Annotated in this window: 18 protein-coding genes; 7 read left to right on the forward strand and 11 right to left on the reverse strand. The window is 39.3% G+C overall.

Going from position 1 to position 16,006, the window contains the following annotated elements; translation table 11 throughout:
• The first annotated feature begins 66 nt into the window (after positions 1-66).
• The 7 genes from sufB to C8D97_RS10830 all read left to right on the forward strand — a co-directional run bounded on the left by sufB (position 67) and on the right by C8D97_RS10830 (position 6,301).
• Complete coding sequence (gene sufB / locus C8D97_RS10800; RefSeq protein ID WP_109763786.1) at positions 67-1,503, forward strand: Fe-S cluster assembly protein SufB; 1,437 nt, start codon at positions 67-69, stop codon at positions 1,501-1,503.
• A gap of 79 nt (positions 1,504-1,582) precedes the next feature.
• On the forward strand, positions 1,583-2,332 hold the full coding sequence (gene sufC, locus C8D97_RS10805; RefSeq protein WP_109763787.1) for a Fe-S cluster assembly ATPase SufC: 750 nt from the start codon (positions 1,583-1,585) through the stop codon (positions 2,330-2,332).
• Entirely contained in the window at positions 2,332-3,633 is a 1,302-nt protein-coding gene (gene sufD / locus C8D97_RS10810) for a Fe-S cluster assembly protein SufD (RefSeq protein WP_109763788.1), read from the forward strand. The genes sufC and sufD overlap by 1 nt, the downstream gene beginning before the upstream one ends.
• Before the next feature lie 41 nt (positions 3,634-3,674).
• Complete coding sequence (locus C8D97_RS10815) at positions 3,675-4,922, forward strand: aminotransferase class V-fold PLP-dependent enzyme (protein WP_109763789.1); 1,248 nt, start codon at positions 3,675-3,677, stop codon at positions 4,920-4,922.
• An 11-nt stretch (positions 4,923-4,933) separates the two neighbouring features.
• The gene (locus tag C8D97_RS10820) at positions 4,934-5,284 is read left to right on the forward strand and encodes a HesB/IscA family protein (RefSeq protein WP_109763790.1); all 351 of its coding nucleotides are present in this window, start codon (positions 4,934-4,936) and stop codon (positions 5,282-5,284) included.
• A 26-nt stretch (positions 5,285-5,310) separates the two neighbouring features.
• A complete protein-coding gene (sufT, locus tag C8D97_RS10825) occupies positions 5,311-5,844 on the forward strand; it encodes a putative Fe-S cluster assembly protein SufT (protein WP_109763791.1) in 534 nt (177 codons plus the stop codon).
• Positions 5,845-5,869: 25 nt separating this feature from the next.
• Entirely contained in the window at positions 5,870-6,301 is a 432-nt protein-coding gene (locus C8D97_RS10830) for a SufE family protein (RefSeq protein WP_109763792.1), read from the forward strand.
• 83 nt (positions 6,302-6,384) lie between these two features.
• On the opposite strand, the gene C8D97_RS10835 is transcribed toward C8D97_RS10830, so the two are convergent.
• The 11 genes from C8D97_RS10835 to C8D97_RS10885 form a co-directional block, all read right to left on the reverse strand.
• Positions 6,385-7,068, reverse strand: a complete 684-nt coding sequence (locus tag C8D97_RS10835) for an alpha/beta hydrolase (protein WP_109763793.1) — start codon at positions 7,066-7,068, stop codon at positions 6,385-6,387.
• 209 nt (positions 7,069-7,277) lie between these two features.
• Positions 7,278-7,844 carry a DUF3833 domain-containing protein gene (locus tag C8D97_RS10840; protein ID WP_109763794.1) on the reverse strand — a complete coding sequence of 189 codons (567 nt, stop codon included), beginning with the start codon at positions 7,842-7,844 and terminating at the stop codon, positions 7,278-7,280.
• 5 nt (positions 7,845-7,849) lie between these two features.
• On the reverse strand, positions 7,850-8,383 hold the full coding sequence (locus C8D97_RS10845; protein WP_170115215.1) for a chalcone isomerase family protein: 534 nt from the start codon (positions 8,381-8,383) through the stop codon (positions 7,850-7,852).
• A 53-nt stretch (positions 8,384-8,436) separates the two neighbouring features.
• The gene (locus C8D97_RS10850) at positions 8,437-8,988 is read right to left on the reverse strand and encodes a DUF2878 domain-containing protein (protein WP_109763796.1); all 552 of its coding nucleotides are present in this window, start codon (positions 8,986-8,988) and stop codon (positions 8,437-8,439) included.
• An 8-nt stretch (positions 8,989-8,996) separates the two neighbouring features.
• Positions 8,997-10,259, reverse strand: coding sequence for an SAM-dependent methyltransferase (locus C8D97_RS10855; RefSeq protein ID WP_146196134.1), 1,263 nt, complete (start codon positions 10,257-10,259; stop codon positions 8,997-8,999).
• Between the two features lie 12 nt (positions 10,260-10,271).
• Positions 10,272-11,057 (reverse strand): DUF1365 domain-containing protein, encoded by a 786-nt coding sequence (locus tag C8D97_RS10860; RefSeq protein WP_170115216.1) that lies wholly within the window; start codon positions 11,055-11,057, stop codon positions 10,272-10,274.
• Positions 11,026-12,285 carry an NAD(P)/FAD-dependent oxidoreductase gene (locus C8D97_RS10865; RefSeq protein WP_109763799.1) on the reverse strand — a complete coding sequence of 420 codons (1,260 nt, stop codon included), beginning with the start codon at positions 12,283-12,285 and terminating at the stop codon, positions 11,026-11,028. The genes C8D97_RS10860 and C8D97_RS10865 overlap by 32 nt, the downstream gene beginning before the upstream one ends.
• Positions 12,282-13,052: an SDR family NAD(P)-dependent oxidoreductase gene (locus C8D97_RS10870; protein WP_109763800.1), complete on the reverse strand. Its 771-nt coding sequence runs from the start codon at positions 13,050-13,052 to the stop codon at positions 12,282-12,284. Before C8D97_RS10870 ends, C8D97_RS10865 begins: the two co-directional genes overlap by 4 nt.
• On the reverse strand, positions 13,049-13,513 hold the full coding sequence (locus tag C8D97_RS10875) for a nuclear transport factor 2 family protein (RefSeq protein ID WP_109763801.1): 465 nt from the start codon (positions 13,511-13,513) through the stop codon (positions 13,049-13,051). The genes C8D97_RS10870 and C8D97_RS10875 overlap by 4 nt, the downstream gene beginning before the upstream one ends.
• Before the next feature lie 100 nt (positions 13,514-13,613).
• Complete coding sequence (locus C8D97_RS10880; protein ID WP_109763802.1) at positions 13,614-15,014, reverse strand: cryptochrome/photolyase family protein; 1,401 nt, start codon at positions 15,012-15,014, stop codon at positions 13,614-13,616.
• Positions 15,015-15,026: 12 nt separating this feature from the next.
• Positions 15,027-15,968 carry a YbgA family protein gene (locus C8D97_RS10885; protein ID WP_109763803.1) on the reverse strand — a complete coding sequence of 314 codons (942 nt, stop codon included), beginning with the start codon at positions 15,966-15,968 and terminating at the stop codon, positions 15,027-15,029.
• Positions 15,969-16,006 lie beyond the last annotated feature (38 nt).

Below are 16,006 nucleotides of genomic sequence, written 5' to 3' on the forward strand. Positions count from 1 at the left end.
ATTTGGCACTTTTAAAGAACGTTCTGACTAACCTGGGTTGGTTCAGAAATCAGGAGCAATGGTTAAATGTCTGAAGTCATTAACGAACGCATTGAAAAAGAATACAAAGCAGGCTTTGTAACCGAGGTAGACGCAGAAACAATGCCGCCCGGTCTCAATGAAGATGTTGTGCGTGCGATATCCGCCAAAAAAGGTGAGCCAGAGTGGATGCTGGAATGGCGCTTAAAAGCGTTTGAGATATGGAAAACCATGGAAGAGCCTGATTGGGCGCACGTTAACTTTCCAAAAATTGATTACGAAGAAATTTCATACTTTTCTTCGCCGAAAAGTATGGAAGATAAACCACAAAGCCTCGATGAAGTGGATCCTAAACTGCTCGAGACTTATGAAAAACTTGGGATCCCATTGCACGAGCAAGAAATACTTGCCGGTGTTGCCGTGGACGCCGTATTCGACTCGGTATCCGTTGCCACTACATTTCGTGCAAAACTGGAAGAAGCTGGCGTTATCTTCTGCCCTATTTCCGAAGCGGTTCATAAATACCCTGAACTGATTAAAAAACATTTAGGCACCGTTGTTCCCGTAAGAGATAACTTTTTCGCCGCATTAAACTGCGCCGTATTCAGCGATGGCTCTTTTGTGTATATCCCAAAAGGCGTGCGTTGCCCTATGGAGTTATCCACGTACTTCCGTATCAACGAAGCCAAAACCGGTCAGTTTGAACGTACCTTAATAGTTGCCGAAGAAGGCAGCCATGTTAGTTACCTTGAAGGTTGTACGGCACCCATGCGTGATGAAAATCAGTTGCATGCTGCAGTGGTAGAATTAGTGGCTATGGACAATGCCGAAATTAAATATTCAACGGTACAAAACTGGTACCCAGGTGATGAAAATGGCAAAGGCGGCATTTATAACTTTGTTACCAAGCGCGGTATTTGTCATACCAATGCCAAAATCAGTTGGACACAGGTAGAAACTGGTTCAGCAGTAACCTGGAAATACCCCAGCTGCATTTTAAAAGGCGACAACAGTATTGGTGAGTTTTACTCGGTTGCACTGACCAACAATTACCAACAAGCCGATACAGGTACCAAAATGATCCACCTTGGCAAAAACACCAAGTCGACCATTATTGCCAAAGGTATCTCTGCCGGTAAAAGCCAAAGTTCTTACCGTGGTTTAGTGCGCATGAGCCCAATGGCTGAAGGCGCCAGAAACTACACCCAGTGTGACTCGTTACTTATTGGCGATAAATGCGGCGCACACACCTTCCCTTATATTGAAAGTAAACACCCTTCTGCGGTTATTGAGCATGAAGCAACAACGTCAAAAGTCAGTGACGATCAAATGTTTTTATGCCAACAACGCGGAATCGATCCAGAAAAAGCCGTGTCTATGATTGTTAATGGTTTTTGTAAAGAGGTGTTTAAAGAATTACCTATGGAGTTTGCGGTAGAAGCCGGCAAACTGCTTGAAGTGAGCCTTGAAGGTTCCGTCGGTTAATTAACATTATTCAAATATCCACGATTCACACGCAAATATTACCAATTGCGTTGGGAAACTATCGGAGTAATAAAACGATATGCTGAGCATAAATAATTTAATTGCAGAAGTTGAAGGCAAAACCATTTTAAAAGGCTTAAACCTTGAAGTTAAGCCAGGTGAAGTTCACGCCATTATGGGACCTAACGGTGCCGGAAAAAGTACTTTAGGTAATGTACTTGCGGGACGTGAGCAATATAAGCACACCGATGGTACAGCAACACTGGATGGCAAAGATATTTTTGAACTTGAACCCGAAGAGCGTGCCGCAGAAGGTATGTTCCTGGCGTTTCAGTATCCGGTAGAAATACCCGGTGTCAGCAACCTGGAATTTTTAAAAGCATCAATGGACGCCATTGCCAAATACCACAAAGAGCCAGAAATGGATTCGGTTTCTTTTATGAAGCTAGCCCGTGAAGCCTGTAAAGCAGTAGATCTTGATCAAAACTTTTTAAAGCGTGGTGTCAACGAAGGCTTTTCCGGTGGTGAAAAAAAGCGTAATGAAATTATGCAAATGATGTTATTAAAACCTAAGCTTTGCATCCTTGATGAAACGGATTCCGGACTTGATATCGACGCCCTTCAAGTTGTCGCTAAAGGCGTTAATGAATTACGTTCGCGTGATAGAGCCTTTGTTGTCGTAACCCACTACCAGCGATTACTGGATTATATTATTCCTGATTACGTTCATGTATTGGCCGACGGTAAAATTGTTAAATCAGGTGGAAAAGAACTGGCCGTAGAACTTGAGAAAAAAGGTTACAGCTGGTTAGAACAAGAGGTTGCATAATGTCTGATAATTTAGATTTTATACAGGATGCAAAACAACTTGCTCAGTCGCTAGAAAAGCAGACAGCTACGAGCTGGTTATCGGATTTCAGAAAACAACAGTTAGCCCTGTTTTCTGAAAAACCATGGCCAAGCCGTAAAACAGAACACTTTAAATACAATAACCTGACAAGTCTGGTTAAAGAGTCGTTTAATCAATCCGTTGATAAAACAACCACTATTGATTCACTGGATCAAGCGGCAAAACTATCCGAGTTAAATGCTGATACTTTAGTATTCATTGATGGTCATTATTCGAAGCAACACTCTTCGATTCAAGAAAACAAGATTACTTTTTACAGTGAAGCGAATGATGAACAACAAGAGTTTATAATTAACCAGCTTGGCCAGGCAAATAGCGCAAAAAATTTATTCAGTCTGCTCAACGGTGGGTTAACTCAAGATGGTGTTTTATTAGAGTTTAATAAACAGTCATCGGACAAACCTGTGCATATCATTCATATTGGCAGTGCTGCAGCGGAAAACAAAACGGTTGCATCTAACTTGATAGTTAAACTGGATGAGTTAGCAGAAGCCACGGTTATAGAGCAATTTTTAAGCCATGATAATAATGCTACGACTGCATTATATAACCAGATGACGCAATGCGTTATTGGCAATGGCGCAAAATTAAACCATTATCGACTGCATCTTGAAGAAGAACATACCATTCATATGGGACAGCTTGATTTTTGGCTTAACCGCGATTCTCAATTGAACAGCTTCCACGTAGGCCTTGGCGGTAAAATAAAACGGCTGGATATTAATGTTTATCATCAACAGTCTGGTTCTCATGCTGATTTAAACGGTATATATCTGGCAAAAAACAATCAACAAGTTGATTACCACACCAATGTTGAACATCGAGTGGCTAATTGCACCTCACAAGAAGTATTTCGAGGTTTAATTGGTGGTTCCGCTAAAGCTGTATTTAATGGACGCATTCACATATATCAGGATGCTCAAAAAACTCTGGCTGAACTCAGTAATAAAAATTTATTGCTGTCGAATAAAGCCGAGATTAATACCAAGCCAGAACTTGAAATTTACGCTGATGACGTTCGTTGTGCCCACGGTGCAACCGTTGCTCAAATGGATGAAACAGCGTTATTTTATTTACTCTCTCGTGGCATTCCTAAACACAAAGCAGAACTTATGTTGAGCTTTGGTTTTATAAACGAACTGTTAGGTAACTTAAAACATGCCTCTGTCGCAGATTATCTGCGCCCTATTCTGGCCAAACTTTTTGAGCAGTCGGTTTAATGACTGCTCTATTTAATGACTGAAAGCTTCTGGACTTAACTATGAATGATGCACTTGCCAAAAATATCAACGCCATAGATTTCGCGTCAATAAGAAAAGACTTTCCTATTCTTGATCAGGACGTGAATGGCTACCCGCTGGTTTATCTTGATAATGCGGCAACCACACAAAAGCCTCAGTCAGTAATTCAGTCATTGAAAAATTATTACTCGCGTAATAACTCTAATGTTCATCGTGGTGCTCACACTTTGAGTGATCGGGCAACGGCAGACTTTGAAAACGCGCGTGTCGAGGTTCAACATTTTGTTAATGCGTCAAAGCGTGAAGAAATTATCTGGACTCGTGGTACCACCGAAAGTATCAATCTGGTTGCTCAAAGCTACGCACGGCCACGATTAACAAACAAAGATATAATTATAGTTTCCGCGATGGAACACCATTCCAATATTGTTCCCTGGCAAATGGTTTGTGAACAAACTGGTGCGACGCTTAAAGTCATTCCTGTTAATGATCAAGGCGAGTTAGACTTAAGTGCATTTCAGGATATGCTTAGCGAACAGGTAAAAATGGTTTCCGTTGGTCATGTATCCAATGCACTTGGCAGCATTAATCCTGTTAAAGAAATTATTGAAGCGGCTCACGCCGTTGGTGCTAAAGTAATGATCGACGGCGCACAGGCGGCTCCTCATTTTGCAATTGATGTTGTCGATCTGGACTGTGATTTTTATGCCTTTTCGGGTCATAAATTGTTTGGTCCAACCGGCATCGGTGTTCTTTATGGTAAAGAATCGCTACTTGAATCCATGCAACCATATCAGGGCGGTGGTGAAATGATCGAAGTGGTGAGTTTCGATAAAACCACATTTAATCAATTACCCTACAAGTTTGAAGCCGGAACACCCAATATTGCCGGAGCAATAGGACTGGGTGCCGCCATTCAATATCTGAATCAATTTGATCGCCTTGAGTTACAACGCTATGAAGACGGTTTACTTGAATTAGCCACAGAACAGGCGCTTGCCACTGACGATATAAAACTGGTTGGCACAGCAAAAAATAAAACTGGCGTTCTAAGCTTTCTAATTGAAGGTACACATCCGCACGATGTGGGCACACTACTCGATCAACAAGGTATCGCAGTTCGAACGGGTCATCATTGCGCTATGCCTATTATGAAACAATTTAATATACCAGGAACCATAAGAGCATCGTTTTCGTTTTATAACAATCAGCAAGATGTTGAACGATTATTTGCAGCCATTAACAAGGTTAAAACATTTCTGGTTTAGGAGAGGTTATTATGTCAGTAGAAACTTTTTCACTTCAAAATATCGACCTTTCGATGACGGAAAAAGCGATTCGACACTTCCATCGTCAGTTACAAAGTCGCGATGAATCGGCCGTTAGATTGACCGTAAAAGAAAGTGGTTGTTCCGGCTTCATGTATGAAATGGACTTTGTTAATCAGGCAGAGCCCGATGATCAAGTGTTCACATTTGACGATATTAATTTATTCGTATCAAAACAGGCACTACCGATTTTACAAGGTACAGAAATAGACTTTGTTACCGAAGGGGTTAACAGTAATATTCAGTTTAATAATCCCAACGCTAAAGCCATGTGTGGTTGCGGCGAAAGCTTTACTCTTTAAACCGATCCATTTTTGAGGCGTATTTAATGGAACGACAAATGGTAGTAACCCAGCAAGACTGTCCTGCAAGACTGGTTCCCGCTGGTACCAAAATATCCATACCGAAAGACACTTTTGTAACCATCACGCAGGCGCTTGGTGGAAATTATACAGTTTCTGTTAATGGTAATCTGGCAAGAATTGATGGCACAGATGCCGGTGCAATCGGAATGAAAGCGCAAGCCTTCGATTTTAAAGCACCAGAAGATGGCAGCATCGATGATGATCAAGTATGGCAAGCATTAAAAACAATTTTTGATCCTGAAATACCCGTTAACCTCGTTGATTTGGGACTGATTTATTCAGTCAAAATCGATCAATCAACCCATGTTGTGGATATCGATATGACATTAACAGCACCCGGCTGTGGCATGGGTCCTGTATTACTCAGTGATGTTAAATATCGAGTTGCCAAAGTACCTAATGTTAAACAGGTGAATGTTGAACTGGTGTTTGATCCGCCATGGGATCGCGATAAAATGTCCGATGAAGCCAAGCTTGAAACAGGCCTGTTCTTTTAATTATTGACTAAAGACTTTCTCCGTTATGACAAATCCTTTTGGCACAACCATTACAAGCTCCGATATTGTTGAGGACTTAAGCTTTTTTGATAGCTGGGAAGATCGCTATCGCTACATTATTGACCTTGGTAAACAGTTACCCGCTATTGATGAGTCACTAAAAACCGATGATCGATTAATTCAAGGCTGCCAAAGTCAGGTATGGCTGGAACCCTACTACCACAATGGCGTATTAAGCTTTGATGTGGACAGTGACGCGCACATCGTAAGGGGATTATTGGCCATGGTAATGAGTGCATATAATAATAAGCCTCCCGCCGAAATTCAGGCGTTTGATATTGACTCATTTTTTAATGATATAGATTTAGTGAAACATCTGAGTCCAACACGAGGCAATGGCTTAAGAGCCATGGTGCAAAAAATTAAAACCATCGCACAAAGTAACGGCCCTTCTTAATATTAATGCCCAGAATACTTATGCCCGGCTATAAACCGGGCATTTTTTATCTTATCATCCACTTCAAACTCACATTGCAAGTATCATTTAATCAAACTGTATTGCTTTGAATAAGTATATTCTTGCAAACCAAAATGGCCATAGTTATAACTGTAGGTTGCATTCTCACCATCAATGCGGCTGCTGTGGCGACCACCTACGGTGCAAGTTCCCGTTGAACAAATGATTTGATCCACCCAACTTTTAATTGAATAAACACGTCTCGCAATTTTTTTACCGGCTAACCAGTCTAAAAAAGGACTGCTAACCGATAAACCATGTTTACCACAGGTCGAATTCCAGACATTGTAAGGATAACGTCCACAACTCCATAAACCACGATAGGCTCCAGCAACACCTACAAAGGTGTCCACTTTATTACTAATGTTTAACTTAATAATTTGCTGAGCCGCCAAAGTTACGCCCATGGAATGACCAATTACATCTATTTTGCCGGTGCAGGATCGATTAATGGCATCTAATAATGCATTTTTAACCGGCGTTTCTTCCGAACCTGAATGATTGTTACAAGACGCGCACGACTTACTACCCCAGCTAGGCCTTAAGATATCGGACGATTTATAACCTTTATTGCGTAAATGATTATAGGTGTTAGCCCAGTCGGATGGATAACCAGTATTACCATGTACCAGTACTACCGAATCTCGACATGCCGAGTGAGCCAATGGAACAACTAAAAAAACTAACAATATCCCCAACAGACGCATAATTTTTCTCCTGTTTTATGGTTGCACCATCAGCATTAGAGAAAAAATTAAGTTGTGACTACTGTACTTTGGTATTAATTTATCAGACAGGTCATCTAGACTTTGGTATCAGCCAGAATGAAGCAAACCATGTTTGTATAATTCGTTACAGACAAGTTAATTATGTTGCATCTGCACGTCTTTAATTCGAACTCAGGGTTCAGTAAGAGTTATGATTGCTTGTTGATAACCAAGGTTACTTCGCCAACTGTAAAGCCAAACTTAGTTACCCTGGCTTTATTAATAACCGTGTTTTCATCAATCATGTACATCCAGTCATCAAATGCCACATCGTATGTATCACCATCCACTTCTAAGCGCATGGTGTACTGCCAGTTTAACGCATAACCTGAAACACGACCTATCGCCTTCCCCACTACATCATCGGCAGTACCTGTGTATCGATTATTACCAAGATTGATAATGGTCCAGATTCTTTTTTCTGTTTCCCCATCGGCATAATAGAAGGTTTCATCCAATATACCTTTATCATTTTCCCAGTGCCCTGTCATTTCCACGTTAAAACGACGAACAACTTTGTCGCTGTAATTTTGAAACATGCCCGTCGCTGTTAACTCACCTGTAAAAAATGTTTGTAGATCAAATTCTGGCTTTGTTGAAGAATAATCACTTAGAGATGTACTGCAACCAGCTAGTAAGCTTATGCTGAAAGCTACTAAAATTAAACGTAATTGTATGAAGTTGCTGAGGGTTGTATTCGTCAAACTTATATTCATAAGTATCACCTTTTAATGTTCAATAACTTCTTACGTAAGCTTTTGGCAGATGTATCTTCGGCCAGCCAGATTGATAAAAAGCAGTTAGCAAACCTGGGGTCTTCAATATTGCCAATTGCCTTTCCATTATATGAAAAAGCGGAACGATTAGTTTCTGCTACATGAACCGTTAAGCTATCGCCCTGTTTTAAGTTCGGCCAGATAGACAGCAGCTGTCTCGACCAATCCTTTTTATTAGAACAATATTCTGACTGCCCTATTTTTAATGATGCCCATTCATCCATGGTGGTTTCCATTAAATCATCTTTATCAATATCAATATCGTAGGTTATGGTTAGCTCAATTGGCCTGTGGGATTTATAATCACCGTTAAATGAATCCGTTGATCTGAGCTTGGCATCATAAATTTTAATTCCCCACCATGTATAGATACCCTGACCAATGGTGTTTAATCCTGAATCAGAGGCTACCGCATTACTCGATAGAAAACTGACTACAAATAAAGTTACAACAAATAAACTTGCCGTTAGTATTTTCAAGAAGCCTCTATCAGTTGTATAGTCCTGTTTAGAGTTAAGAGAACATATTATATTCATTTGGATTTCTCTCTGTGCAAAGTAACCAGATTATTTGGCTGCTTTTTATAAAGACTGCTAAATGACCACATCATAAACAACCAGCTTAACGATAAAATAATGTAGGCGTATGTATCCACAAACATAATCGCCTCAAATTGCTGTCCTGACCAATAAGCAACTGGGCCGAATATAGCCCCTCCAATCATGGCATAGTACTTATTTTCCATTAACCAGCTTAAACTTACCGTCAATGATGCAGAAAAAATCACCCACAAACTGATAAGCCACAAGGGTATTGATATCGAAGCGCCACTAAAATATAAAATTCCCAGATAATAAAGAATACTATCGACAATCAGTCCTATAGCAACAAATTGGAGTGTTAACTTAATACGCCGTTTACTCCAGGGCTCAACCAGATACAACCAAAAAATAATACCAATATTAATTAAAAGAGCCCTATAGTCATGAAAGTAGGCGCTGCATAGCCATCCCAACTGAAATACCACAAAGTTATTAATAACCTTTGAGGTTGGTAGTTTATAAGGAACACCATGACTAATCATACAATCCACTATGCGTTGGTGGTTTTTTTAAATACAAAATGAGCAACGTCAATTTTATTTTGTAAAAAACCACCTTCACAGTAATGAAAATAAAAATTCCAAAGCCGCTTAAACTTATCATCGTAGCCAAACGGCTTTATTTTTTGCCAATTATTATTAAAAGACACTCGCCATGCGTTTAATGTTTTTGCGTAATCATGACCAAAAGCTTGAAAATCAATTGGCAACAAGGTCGTATTGTTTTTTACCGATTCATAAACAACTTGCTTACTGGGTAAAGCCCCACCCGGAAAAATGTATTTCTGGATGAAGTCGGTGCTATTTTTGTAACTATCATAACGTTCATCTTCAATTAAAATAGATTGAATCAACATACGACCACCGGGATTCAGACGTTCAGCGCAAATTGAAAAATATTCGTCAAAATACCGATGACCAACGGCTTCAATCATTTCAACAGATACTAATTTATCAAATTTTCCTGTTAAATCACGGTAATCACTTTTTAATAAGGTGATTTTACTGGTTAATCCAGAAGCTTCTACCAAGTCACTGACATATCTGTATTGTTCCTCGGAAATGGTAGTTGTTGTGACATAACAGTCATAATGTTTTGCAGCGTAAATAGCCAGTGCGCCCCATCCGGTGCCAATCTCAAGCAAATGCTCTCCAGGTTTTAACTGTAGATTGTCGCAAATCACCTTCAGCTTATTTAATGAAGCCTCATGCAATGTTGACTGCTCACTAGGATAAATAGCTGATGAATACAGCATGGTAGGATCTAAAAATCGGGAGTAAAGCTCATTACCCAAGTCATAATGCGCAACAATATTCTTTTTTGCCTTTTTTCGGGTATTAGTGTTTAAGAGATTAATAATTGGCTGCAACGGCTTTTTCAACCAGTTAAGCTTATCTTCTATATCATTAATAAGATCAAGATTTATTGAAAAAAACTCGATGACTTTTGTCACATCAGGGGAATCCCACCAGCCTTCAATATAAGATTCACCAGCACCAATACTACCGCCAAGAATAAGGCGCGAGTAAAACCGTGTATCATGAATAAATATCGTTGCTTCAAATTCATTATTGTTACCAAACAGGAATTCTTTATGCTCGGAATTCCTGACAGTTTCAACAACTTTAACTTGGCCATGGCGAATGCGGTTAAAGAAAGCAAACACCAGTTGACGAGACAGCCGAGTTAAGGTCATGTCTATGAAAGAGCTTTTCTTGTTAATTTTATCTGTAATCAACCGAGATTCTGCCACGGTTACTCTCCACTACTTGTTATATTTAGGATGACTGTAAAAAGGTATACGTTTAAAAATCAATTTTAGAGCTTGCCAGTAGATACCGATTAACCCATGTAAAGATAAAAAGGGCTGACGCCTAATCCCTCGATTAAACTGCTTTGAGGTAAATGGAAGGCAAGAATAATTATAGGACGCTGTAAAGACGGTTTTAGTATCACGCAATAGCGTTAACCCAAAGGTCAAATTAGAGCGGCTGACCTGTGAATGCCATTGATAAGCCATATCCAAGTTATTAAATGGTGACACATGGAAGGACTTATCACTGCTCCATTTTTCCAGTGCACCATTCTCAGTGAGCTTTCGAGTATAAATATGCCGCTCATTCCAGGGAGTATTACTGACTTCTGAAACCAGATAGCTGAGTTTCCCATCGATATAAACATAATATTGCGACAAAGGATTAAATAGCATGCCAAGACATCGCCAGTGAGCCAGCAAACACACATTAACCGATTGTTCACTTGTCACGTCAAAATTTTCTTTCGATTTAAGGACTTCTATTACCTTTTGTTTCAAGGTTAAACTTTTCGGCTTAACTTCTTTTAAATAATCGGCAGGATAAAAAGAGTAGAGCCAGAACTTATTTACTTTTAACAATTTAGAAAAAGAATGAAGTTGCTCAATATCATCCAGATCAAGCAATGGCATGAACATCTTGTACTTAAAGCCATGTGGCTTAGGTACAAAACGCTGATGGAAGACATTGCCATTGCAAAATGAACTAAAGGATTTCAATATTAACCCCCAGTCCATTAACAACATCCAGCGCACTTCGTATACCATCTTCATGAAAGCCGGCATACCAATAGGCGCCACAAAACCACATATTGTTGACGCCATTAATCGTGCTTCGTAGTTGTTGTGCTTCAATGGTTCCACGAGTGTATACAGGGTGAGAATATTGATAACGACCTAAAATTTTATCCGGGTTTATACGATCAGTATCATTCAAAGTGACGACAAATTCAGTATCTGTTGTCAACTGCTGCAAAATATTCATACTATAGGATAATGTGGGAGACTGAGATGCATCATTCCTGATTTTATAATTCCAGCTTGACCAGGTACTTTTAAGCTTTGGTAATAAAGTGGTGTCGGTATGCAAAACAACTTCATTATCACTGTAATTTAATCTACCCAAAACATTTTTTTGATGTTCACTGGCTTGGTTTAATAGCGCTAGAGCTTCATCACTGTGACAAGCAAAGATCACTTCATCAAATATTTGTGATGACCCATTTTGTTGAACAGCAATACCATCAGATTGAGATACTACTGATTCAATATTTGAATTAAGCTGCAAATGGAAATTTTTGCGATTAAGAATCTCATCAACATATTGTTTAGAGCCACCTTTTACCACAGACCATTGTGGTCGATCATTAATATTTAACAGCCCATGATTTTTAAAGAAACGAAGAAAATAAAGCGCTGGAAAATCTTCCATTTGTGCCAGACCACTTGACCAGATAGCTGCACCCATTGGTATTAAATATTTTTCTGAAAAGTGCTTTGATAATCCAATCTGCTTTAAATACTGCCCCAGGGTAACCGACTCATCAAGACTTTGCTCCAGCAACACCTGCTTGGATCGTTTATTAAACGTTAGTATGTCTCGAATAAGTCGCCAGTGCTTTATACTCAACAAATTCTTCTTCTGGGCAAATAATGTCATCAGCGAGCCACCGCTGTACTCTAAGCCAGACTCATCACAACTTACTGAAAACCCCATTTCCGTATCAATTGAGTCAACAGACAATTGTTTTAGCAACCGATTAAAATTTGGGTAAGTCCAGTCATTAAATACAATAAATCCTGTATCTATATCAAACTCACCTTCATCAACGACCACTCTTTTTGTTGCTGTGTGCCCGCCAACATAATTATTCTTTTCAAATAAAGTTATATCGTAATCGTGTTGCAAATAATGCGCACAGGCCAACCCGGAAATACCACTGCCAATTATCGCTAGACGTTTCATTTTTCAACCATTCCTTTACCTAACTTATAACGCAGACTTGATGGCAACTTACCTAGTGTTTTTAATATAAACATAAATAGCCAAGGAAAATTGATTTGCTTTTTCTTTTTCATTAAGCCTTTTACAATGATGTCAGCAGCCTTATCACTGGTTATTTTAAATGGCATATCAAAATCATTTTTATCGGTTAGTGGTGTTTCCACAAAACCGGGATGGACAATTGAAAACGCAATATCTGGATGGCTGAGCTGTAAAGATTCATAAAAATAACTTAATGCCGCTTTACTGGCGCCATAAGCTTCTCCTCTGGGCATGGCAAAAAAGTGGGCAGAGCTACTGACCACGCAGTATTGCTTAACTGACCACTTATTCTCATTCAAAAATAACTTCGCAGCACTAATGTTTGCGAAAAAATTAATATCGAATACACGCTTGATTAAATCAACATCTACCAATCCGTTTTCCATGTACTCACAGGTTCCAGCATTAAGTATCACAGTATCAATGGAGTCAGATAACTTATTAGCAACGTCATCCCAGCCTGAATCGTCACTTAAGTCCGCTTCTACAGGTATAAAGTTGTCTGGGTATTTCGTTTTAATGTCATTCAGCTTATCTTGATTACGAGCAATCCCATATACTATTGCTCCCTGCTTTAATAATAAGTGGGTTATCGACAAACCAATACCCGATGTTACTCCGGTTATCACTATGTTTTTATTAGCAAAGTAGCATGCTTTTACATCATTTTTATTTAAGTCACTCATTGGCCTGCCTTTGCTTTAGTAAACTTAATCACCTTGCCAATAAGTGGAAGATGTTCGTATAACATAGCACCCAGATCGTAATAATCTTGATGATGGGTAATTTTTTGATCAAATATTAAACGAGACACGCCATCAAAGGATATCAATTTCCCCTTGTTTAGACGGCTATGTGAGAACTGCATACTCCATTGTAAATACGCTTGATCATTCGCTACCATGGCATCATTAATGGTTATTGAGTAATTGTTTATATTTTGATACATATGAGCCATATAAGACTTTACCCTCTCTAGCGACTCTAACTTATGCAGCGGATCAGAAAACACGATAGAGTCACTGTAAACATCATCAAGCAGATGCAAGTTACCACTGTTTAATTGGCTATAAATATCAATAAATCGATTAATTAATATTGATGAATCATCATTTTGCAGCGAGTTGTCTATACTTGAAATATTCATAATTCAAATCTATCGTTAATTGTCATTGTAAGTTCAATCCAATAATTCATTACTCTATTCCCATATTCTTTCTAATCAATATGTTTACATCACCAATGACTTATTGTGGTTCGTTAGCAGCTGATTTAGCGGACTTAAAACTGTCTATGGCCAGTTTACGAGTAAATTTCAGATCCACCATTGGCTTTTCATAATTTTGTAAAGCTTTCTTTTCAAATTTATGAATATCCGAAGTTTCAAAGCCTTGAAGTTCTGTAACCCACTTACGTATAAACTCAGCTTTTGGATCAAATTTTTGTTGTTGACTGGCAGGGTTAAACACTCGAAAATATGGCGCAGCATCGGTTCCTACAGAAGCACTCCACTGCCAACCACCATTATTACTGGCAAAGTCATAATCAAACAGCATTTGCGTAAAATAAGCTTCACCTTCGCGCCAGTCGATCCACAGGTTTTTAGTCAGAAAACTAGCAACAACCATTCTTAACCTGTTGTGCATCCACCCAGTTTCATTCAACTGCCGCATTGCCGCGTCTACAATTGGAATGCCTGTATTACCTTGTTGCCAGCGTTTTAATTGAGCATCATCTTTGTTCCAGTTGATATACTTATCAACTGAGTTAAATGCTTTTCCCTGACAAACATGAGGAAAATGCCACATAACTGAACGATAAAAATCGCGCCATAAAAGTTCATTAAGCCATGGTTTTGAATACTCTTTATCGCTGTTTGAAGCAACTTCAAAACATCGCCTAACCGAGAGCGCTCCCACCGCCAATGCAGCTGACAACTTAGAGGTTCCGGGTACATAAGGATAATCCCTATCATCCTTATAATCTTCAAGTTTTGACTCTAAAAAACCATCCAGCTGATTCGCTAAAAAATTTTCATCAATATTGGGTATATTCAAAGACGTTTTAATGTCTGGTATTGGATCTGAGCCAGTATTTATAACGTTAAAATTTTGAGCATCACGTTTATCAGGGATCGAGTAGCAATGAACGGGGTTACTATCAAGGTATGTATAGCAAGCTTTAGAAAACGGCGTAAAAACTTTAAAAGCTGAATTAGACTGGGTTGTTATTTGCCAGGGTGCAGTAACTGAATCCCCCACATATCGATGACATTTAACTTGACTTAAATGCTCGACAACCAGCTTATCACGTCGGCGTTCATTAATTGGGTACTCAATATTAAAATGAATCTCATCCACACCTTGGGACTTACAAACTTCAGAAAGAGCGTTTGCTGAATTATCAAACTGACCTATCGACTTAACGATCAATGGAATATTTAACTGCTTAAGGCTTTTTTTAAGTTGCAGTAAAGCTTTTATGATTAATGACCGCTGGTTGTTTCCTACTCCATGATTATCCCATTGCTGTTCACTAAGCAAATAAAGAGCAATAACCTGATCATCCTTGCGGTTGCATGCATGGTGTAATGCTGGATTATCATCCAGTCTTAAATCATTACGAAACCAAACCAACTGAACGCTCATTACAAATCACCTTTAGTGGGTATCAACACGGATGGCCAATTCTTTAGGATAAGGGCTCAAAAATGATTGGTTTGAAATATAATCATCGGGGAACTTCTTAAAATGATGATTGAGTAAGGTTAGAGGCGCCATAATAGGTTCAATAGACTTTCTATAATCTATGATGCATTTAGCCAACTCCTGACGATCGCTTTTATCAAGCTTGTTCTTTAAATAACCCTGCAAATGCATCAATACATTTGTATTATTTTTGCGAGATGCGACTTTCTTAAAACCCATCATCAAGTGCGAAAAATAACGACTCGCTTCCTTTTCTATATTCGTCTTATTGATTGAAGCGACAATTGGACCAAGATGCCGATACGTTGGCTGACAGTGCGCCAGTAAGTTGAGTTTATGACGAGCATGAAACGCTTGAAGTTTAGATACAGTTAAACCATTAGCCAGCAACTGCTGCCATTCATGGTAAATAAATACTCGTTTAATAAAGCTGTCTCTTAATAATGGATCGTTTAAACGGCCATCTTCCTCCATGGGTAAATCAGGTTTTAATTGCTTAACTCTTGCCGCAAATATCCCCATTCCTTTGCGTTCTGCCTGATCTTTATCGTTATAAACTCTGACCCGTTCCATACCGCAACTGGGTGATGCCTTACACAATATATAACCTGACATCTGATTCAACTGATCTAGGTGCTGATCGGCGTAATCCGCTAGTGGTTGGGTAAAATCACCTTCTTCGCCATTACTGAATACAGCTCTAGGACTTGCGATATCGCCGACTAATCTTAACGTTTTACGAGGGGTACCCATGCCAATCCCAACTTCAGGGCAAAGCGGTGTAAACTCGACAAACTGTGACAATAGCTCGCTGCAAAACCGGCTGTTTTTGTGACCGCCATCAAAGCGTACCTTTGCACCGAGCAAACAGTGACTAATACCAATGCGTACCATTTATTACCTGCCTTCACCCAACAATAAACTTGCAGTCT

The sequence above is a fragment of the Pleionea mediterranea genome, from assembly GCF_003148745.1.
Taxonomy (GTDB): domain Bacteria; phylum Pseudomonadota; class Gammaproteobacteria; order Enterobacterales; family Kangiellaceae; genus Pleionea; species Pleionea mediterranea.

Excerpts from the sequence above, each read along its gene's own strand:
- sufB (WP_109763786.1), top strand. The coding sequence starts at position 67 with ATGTCTGAAGTCATTAACGAACGCATTGAAAAAGAATACAAAGCAGGC.
- sufC (WP_109763787.1), top strand. The coding sequence starts at position 1,583 with ATGCTGAGCATAAATAATTTAATTGCAGAAGTTGAAGGCAAAACCATT.
- sufD (WP_109763788.1), top strand. The coding sequence starts at position 2,332 with ATGTCTGATAATTTAGATTTTATACAGGATGCAAAACAACTTGCTCAG.
- C8D97_RS10815 (WP_109763789.1), top strand. The coding sequence starts at position 3,675 with ATGAATGATGCACTTGCCAAAAATATCAACGCCATAGATTTCGCGTCA.
- C8D97_RS10820 (WP_109763790.1), top strand. The coding sequence starts at position 4,934 with ATGTCAGTAGAAACTTTTTCACTTCAAAATATCGACCTTTCGATGACG.
- sufT (WP_109763791.1), top strand. The coding sequence starts at position 5,311 with ATGGAACGACAAATGGTAGTAACCCAGCAAGACTGTCCTGCAAGACTG.
- C8D97_RS10830 (WP_109763792.1), top strand. The coding sequence starts at position 5,870 with ATGACAAATCCTTTTGGCACAACCATTACAAGCTCCGATATTGTTGAG.
- C8D97_RS10835 (WP_109763793.1), bottom strand. The coding sequence starts at position 7,068 with ATGCGTCTGTTGGGGATATTGTTAGTTTTTTTAGTTGTTCCATTGGCT.
- C8D97_RS10840 (WP_109763794.1), bottom strand. The coding sequence starts at position 7,844 with ATGAATATAAGTTTGACGAATACAACCCTCAGCAACTTCATACAATTA.
- C8D97_RS10850 (WP_109763796.1), bottom strand. The coding sequence starts at position 8,988 with ATGATTAGTCATGGTGTTCCTTATAAACTACCAACCTCAAAGGTTATT.
- C8D97_RS10860 (WP_170115216.1), bottom strand. The coding sequence starts at position 11,057 with ATGGACTGGGGGTTAATATTGAAATCCTTTAGTTCATTTTGCAATGGC.
- C8D97_RS10865 (WP_109763799.1), bottom strand. The coding sequence starts at position 12,285 with ATGAAACGTCTAGCGATAATTGGCAGTGGTATTTCCGGGTTGGCCTGT.
- C8D97_RS10870 (WP_109763800.1), bottom strand. The coding sequence starts at position 13,052 with ATGAGTGACTTAAATAAAAATGATGTAAAAGCATGCTACTTTGCTAAT.
- C8D97_RS10875 (WP_109763801.1), bottom strand. The coding sequence starts at position 13,513 with ATGAATATTTCAAGTATAGACAACTCGCTGCAAAATGATGATTCATCA.
- C8D97_RS10880 (WP_109763802.1), bottom strand. The coding sequence starts at position 15,014 with ATGAGCGTTCAGTTGGTTTGGTTTCGTAATGATTTAAGACTGGATGAT.
- C8D97_RS10885 (WP_109763803.1), bottom strand. The coding sequence starts at position 15,968 with ATGGTACGCATTGGTATTAGTCACTGTTTGCTCGGTGCAAAGGTACGC.